We start from the raw sequence: 6,199 nt of genomic DNA, 5'->3' as shown, positions 1-6,199 counted from the left end.
GAATAGAAAGAAATGCCGTTTCCGCAATTTTTTCTTTTCTTTGCGAAATTATATAAGAAATGTTATAAAAAATTATTAATCTACACTGAAAAACAATTTAAATGGAAACGCGGAAAGTTGACTTTGAGACTTCAGGTTGATTTTTAGCGTTTTTGGAAACGCGGAAAGTTGACTTTGAGATTTTAAGTTGATTTTTAGCGTTTCCCGCAAGTTTTCTGACGAAAACTCGCGCTTTGGCGGGTCACTTTGCATAGGCTTCACACTCGCCGCGACAAGCACGGCGTCGAGTGTGAGGTTTGGTTTTGTTGCTCAGCGCATCGCGAGCAACTTTGGGAGGGAGAAGTCAACTTGCACATTCACACCCCACCTCGCATATTTTGCTTTGAGTCGTACCAGGCAACTCACGAACGTATTCGGTTATTGATCTTGCGGTTGCTGAGCGAAGTCGAAGCATCGAAACCACCGTGCAAACGTCGTTTTTCATCTTTCCATTTTCACTTTATCTGTGTCTCATCAGAGTTCATCTGTGTCCATCTGTGTCAATTCCGAAAGTCAACTTGCACATTCGCGCACCACCTCACGTATGGCTTTGAGTCGTACTAGGCAGCTCACGAACGTATTGTTTTTCTGAACAGCTCACTTCCCCAGTGATTGCGTTAGCAATCACAAATCCGTGTGACAATTTTTCCATCTATGCATAAAAAAAGGCGGCCTCAAAAGACCGCCATCTTCAATTAAAAATTTATCAGTTTCCGCGCTCGAAGCACAGAGCAACTATCAGACTGATTAGTTTCCCTTACCTACTAAACACATGAGGCGGCAATGCCGCCTCGCACTGAAAGGAAATATAAACAATTCGCTCACGCGAATGACAGTGTCCACTCGGCCTGGGCACAATTTTTTTACTGCGGATTAGTTGCCTTTTCCGACAAGACACATCCATTCAGCCTGGGCACATAATGTTTCGCCAACGAAGGCTTTGCCAGACTGAACGACCATGTTTTTGGTAACGCGCTTGTTCGTAACTTCCATGCGAACAATATCGCCCGGTCGAACCTGATGCTTGAATTTTACGTTGTTAACAGTCGCGAGGAAGAACAAACTTCCCTCATCGAATTTTTTCTGCAAACTCAACGCAGCTCCGCCGCCCTGAGCCATTGTCTCAATCAAAATTACGCCAGGAACAACCGGGTATTCTGGAAAGTGACCTTTGAAGAAAAAATCCTCGTCCGTAAATTTTCTCGTGCAAACACAGCCTTCATCGTTGTAAGACTCGATTGTGTCAACGAACAAAAATGGCTTTCTGTGTGGCAACAAACTCTCAATATCTGTAAATGCTTCCATATTACTCTCCTCTATGTAAATGTCTGGTATTCAAAATATGATTAAACGCATTTGTCCAAAAGGGCGGAATCGGAGTTCTGGGGAAAAGTCGTTTTGAAGAGCGAAGCGTCCCGAAGGGCTTCAACCGCGACTTTTTAACAGGTTCCCGATGGGAGCCACTTTGGACAGAAGCCAGTTAGTTTACCTTTTTGAATACCAAGCAGCCGTTGTGACCGCCAAAACCGAAGTTTGCGCTCATCGCAACGTTTACTGGCATATCAAGACCCTTGTTCGGTGTGTAATCCAAGTCACAGCCACCTTCAACGTCAACTTCGTCCAAGTTGATTGTAGCAGGAATGTATGAATCCTGAATTGCCTTAACACAAATCATAGCCTCAAGAGAACCTGCGTTTCCGAGACAGTGGCCTGTCATTGATTTTGTAGAAGAAATGTGCAATTTTGGAGCTGCGTCGCCAAAAGCGATGTGGAGCATTTTTGTCTCGCCAGAATCATTCAATTTTGTTGAAGTTCCGTGAGCGTTGTAGTATGTAACTTCCTCAGGTTTTACGCCAGCATCTTTCATTGCAACTGTCATACATTTTGCACCGCAAACTCCGTCCGGGTTTGGAGCTGTAAGATGGTAGCCGTCAGAAGAAGCGCCGTATCCTGCAACCTCTGCGTAAATTTTTGCACCGCGAGCTTTTGCGTGCTCATATTCCTCAAGAACGAGGATTGTTGAGCCTTCGCCCATTACGAATCCGTCGCGTTTTTTGTCGAAAGGTCGGCTTGATTTTGTTGGGTCGTCTGCGTAACCGCTAGAGAGCGCGTGAAGCATGTTGAATCCGAGGTTAGCGTAACCACACTGTGTTGACTCAGCACCACCTGCCAAAATTACGTCATAGCGTCCAGAGCGAACCTGGTCGAATGCGTTACCAATTGCGTCTGTTCCAGAAGCACATGCAGTTGCGATTGTGTGTGTAGCTCCGTGCAAGCCGAATGCCATAGAAATGTTTCCTGCACCTTCGTTCGGAATAAGCATTGGAATTGTCATCGGAGACATTCGAGTCTGGTTAGAGTCAAAATAAGCTTTCATAGTGTTCTCTGTAACTTCGAGACCACCGATTCCGACTCCGAGGTAAACAGCAGCGTCCTCAAGAACGTCAGCCTTTCCGAGCAAATCAGAATCTTCCAAAGCCATTTTTGCAGCGGCAACGGCATACTGCGTGTACAAAGCCATTTTTCGTGCAGCAGATGAATCCATGTAATCAGAAGCCTTAAAATCCTTAACTTCCGCAGCATATTTTACTTTGAAATTGGTATTGTCATAATGTGTGATTGTGTTGATTCCGCTTTTTCCAGCTTTAATTCCTGCCCAAGTCGCATCAACTGAATTTCCCAACGGTGAAATACATCCAAGTCCTGTTACAACTACTCTTCGCATAAGATTCTCCTAATATATCTGTAAAATGTTTTTTCGCAAAACGACCGCAAAATGACATTTTTTGATTTTTTGTCATTCTCGATTAAAAATCTTATAGGAGAATTATTTTTTAATCAAGCCTACGGAAACGCTGCAAGTTCACTTATAACCTAAAAGTTCACTCGTGCGTTTCCCGCAAGTTTTTTCTCTGAAAATCTCGTGGGGCGCGGTGAAGTCAACCTTTGCAACAAAAATTGCTCGCGCTGCGCGAGCAATAAAACACAACCTTGAAGATGCCGCCGTGCTTGTCGCGGCATCTTCAAAGCACCTTCAAGTTCACCTCCAGCTTGCAAGATTTTCCTCGAAAATCTTGCGGGGCGCGGTGTAGTTCATCTAAACTCTAAAAGTTAACCTTACCGCGTCAACACTTTTAAAAGTGAAGCGCAAGATTTTCCTCGAAAATCTCGTGGGGCGCGGTGTAGTTCATCTTAACTCTAAAAGTTAACCTTACCACGTCAACACTTTAAAACTGAAGCACGAGATTTTCCTAGAAAATCTCGTGGGGCGCGGTGAAGTTTATCTTAACTCCCAAAGCCAACTTTACCGCGTCAACACTTTTAAAAGTGAAGCGCAAGATTTTCCTCGAAAATCTTGCGGGGCGCGGTGAAGTTCATCTATTTTCTCAAAGTCAACTTTACCGCGCCCTTATTTACTTAACAGCCTGAAGCACTTCAGTTCGGCATTGTACACTACGCCAAAATCATCTTCTTCCAACGGAACTTTTCCTTGCAAGAAGAATTGTTCAATCAACTTGATGTAGTATTTTGCAACCTTGTCGGCCGGATTTTCGCCGGAAAGTTTTTTAAAAAGTTCGCAGGAATCAACGTATTGCGCTTCATCAAAAAGACGCATCGCTTTTTCCCAGTTTTCGGTGTACAGAATCAAATCGGCTGTGGCATTTTCTTTTGTCGAAAGTGGCTCATAAAGAGTGAGAGGAGTATTCACGTTCACGACCTGAACTTTGTCGAGCCTTCGGCACACTATTTCTTCACCGAGCTGTCTAAAAGTAGCCTCGCTCACAAGAATTCCAAACGTGGAATAGTGCTTGTTAACGCCTTCAAGTCGGCTTGCAAGGTTAACGTTGTTTCCCATCATCGTGTAATTCTTTTTGTTCTCGCTTCCCATGTAGCCGGCAATCATCTCGCCGGAATTAATGCCGATTCGCGTAAAGATTTCTTTTTTGTTCTCCACCATGATTTTGAACGCCGAATAAAGATTCGCGTCCATAAGTTCCGGCTTCGGTTCAGCGACAACCTTTTTTATCTGCTCATTCATCGTTTTTTCTACAGCCTTCATCGTAAGAGCAGCTTTTACGGCGCGTTTCGCGTGGTCAGCCATCTTTAGCGGCGCGCCAACAAGGGCAATAATCGCGTCGCCCTCGTATTTGTCGATTGTGCCGCCTTCAGCCATTATAATGTCGCTCATTTTTGTAAGATAAAAATTAAGGAGAGCCACAAGCTGACTTGCCGTAAGAAGTTCGCTGAATGAAGAAAACTTCTGAATGTCCGTAAAAATCGCAGTCATCTCAAGATTCTCGCCACCGAGCTTAAAACTTTCCGGGTGAGCCACAATCTGATTTACGACATCTTTTGAAAGACACTGGCTGAACGCATTCGTAATGAATTTTTTGTCTTTTGAAGCACTCAAAAATCCGATTACGATTGTAGAAATGTACACGAGAATCGACGAAATAAGCGGAACCGTCTCGCCAATGTAGATTCTCGTCGCCCTATAATAAACAAGCTGAATTCCAAGCGAAAGACAGATTAACAAAAATCCGTAAAAGATTTTGTATCCAGTCGATTTAAAAGCATTCGTAACGAGAATTATAAGGATTCCAAAGACGATTGCGTACAGAACCGAAATCCAGGCGGGCATTTCTCCAACAAAATCACCGTTCAAAACCTGATTCAAGAGCGTGTAGTGAACTCCCGGAAGCGGATACTGCGCCTCGTACTGATTAACGCCGTAATCCGAAGTGCTCGTGGCACAGGTTCCGACCACGCAAATCGCAGAGGAAAGCCGTTTTTTTAGAGACTCACAGAGTTTCGTGTATTCTTCGAGGTAAGCGTCTTCACCGTCTTCCGCCATGTACATTCTTAAAAGCGAAACACGGTAAATATCGCCGATTGAAAGATAATTGTAGTCGTTAAAAAGCTTGTTCGGATATTTTAGAATCACTTTTCCGTCGTTTCCGCGAGGAATCACAATGTCTTTTTTTGTTCCGTCTGGGAAAACCGCATTTTCCAAAGTGATTTTTTTACTTTCTACAACCACTTTTGGATTTTTTAAGCGGTTCAGAATCGCTGGCAATGTAAGCTGCGCGTAATATTTTCCGTCGAATTTTGCAAGAGGATTCACGCGTCGGTAATAATTGTCACCGTCGGGAGCCGCGTTCACGAATCCTGCGCCTTTTGCGTGCTGCATAAAATTCGGAATCGTAGAAACAGCTCCCGTATATTCCTGAGTCGTACTGTCGTTTTTGACTTCAAGATTTTTTAAAAGCCCCTTTTCGTTCATCAACGAAAGCGAGTCCTTTTCAATTTGGGTCTCGTAGTCGAACGTAAAATTGAGGTACGTCGTTGTAGATTTTTTAAGAGACTCTTCCATCACCTCGTCGGGCCAGAAAGGCTCAAAATCATCATTTACGCTCGCTTTTGCGCTGTCAAGAAAACTCAAATCGAACACGATTGACTCAGCCCCCATTTCTTCCATTACAGAAATACAGTCCGCGTACACGTCGCGCGTGAACGGAAAAGAGCCAATCTGTTCAATCGCAAAGTCATCGATTCCGACCATCACAACGTCGCTCCGAAGCTGTGTCGGGGGCAAACTTCGCTGAAAAAGGTCAGAAAATTTTGCCTCGATGCTCGTAAACAAGAACAAAGAAGACGCCCCCACGCACAAAAACGGAATCAGGAACGAAAAGGTCTTTCTTTTAGTCATCAAGCTCCCCTTCTGCCATTACGTCAGACGCACGAGAAGAAGCCGTAGCCGTTCCCTTGCCTTTTTTGGCGGTGCCCGAAATTCCCTGTTTTGCAGCAATCAGCTCCGCGACAGTGGCTTTTTTTGGAGTGCGAAGCGTAATATCTTTTCCGTCAGCACTCAGAACGAGCTTGGAGTTAGTTCCGAGCGTAATAACAGTCTCGTCCGTAACTGTAATGCCAGTCTTTACCGGGCTAGACTTGCTTTTTCCAGCCTCGGAATAAGTCACTTTGCCGGAAACGCTCTTAACCTCGTAATCCTTTGCCACAACCAAAAAACTTGAAGCCGCAAAAAGAAGCCCCGCAAGTACAAATGATTTTTTCATATTTTCCTCCTTGTCTTGTCAATAAAATTTGACACAGATGAACACAGATAAACGGTGATAGGACACAGAAAAAACTCCGTGCCAGA

General features: G+C 44.3%; 4 protein-coding genes. All 4 read right to left on the bottom strand.

Going from position 1 to position 6,199, the window contains the following annotated elements; genetic code table 11:
- Positions 1-912 precede the first annotated feature (912 nt).
- Positions 913-1,344 (bottom strand): 3-hydroxyacyl-ACP dehydratase FabZ, encoded by a 432-nt coding sequence (fabZ, locus tag JI65_RS03975; RefSeq protein WP_191014088.1) that lies wholly within the window; start codon positions 1,342-1,344, stop codon positions 913-915.
- A 175-nt stretch (positions 1,345-1,519) separates the two neighbouring features.
- Positions 1,520-2,764 (bottom strand): beta-ketoacyl-ACP synthase II, encoded by a 1,245-nt coding sequence (gene fabF, locus JI65_RS03970; protein ID WP_191014087.1) that lies wholly within the window; start codon positions 2,762-2,764, stop codon positions 1,520-1,522.
- A gap of 684 nt (positions 2,765-3,448) precedes the next feature.
- Positions 3,449-5,749 carry an adenylate/guanylate cyclase domain-containing protein gene (locus JI65_RS03965; RefSeq protein ID WP_191014086.1) on the bottom strand — a complete coding sequence of 767 codons (2,301 nt, stop codon included), beginning with the start codon at positions 5,747-5,749 and terminating at the stop codon, positions 3,449-3,451.
- Positions 5,742-6,113, bottom strand: coding sequence for a hypothetical protein (locus JI65_RS03960; RefSeq protein ID WP_191014085.1), 372 nt, complete (start codon positions 6,111-6,113; stop codon positions 5,742-5,744). The genes JI65_RS03965 and JI65_RS03960 overlap by 8 nt, the downstream gene beginning before the upstream one ends.
- Between the last annotated feature and the right edge of the window lie 86 nt (positions 6,114-6,199).

The organism is Treponema zioleckii, from assembly GCF_014737315.1.
GTDB classification, from domain to species: Bacteria; Spirochaetota; Spirochaetia; order Treponematales; family Treponemataceae; genus Treponema_D; species Treponema_D zioleckii.
Note: the sequence above shows the minus strand (reverse complement) of the source record. Positions and strands in the feature narration are given on the sequence as shown.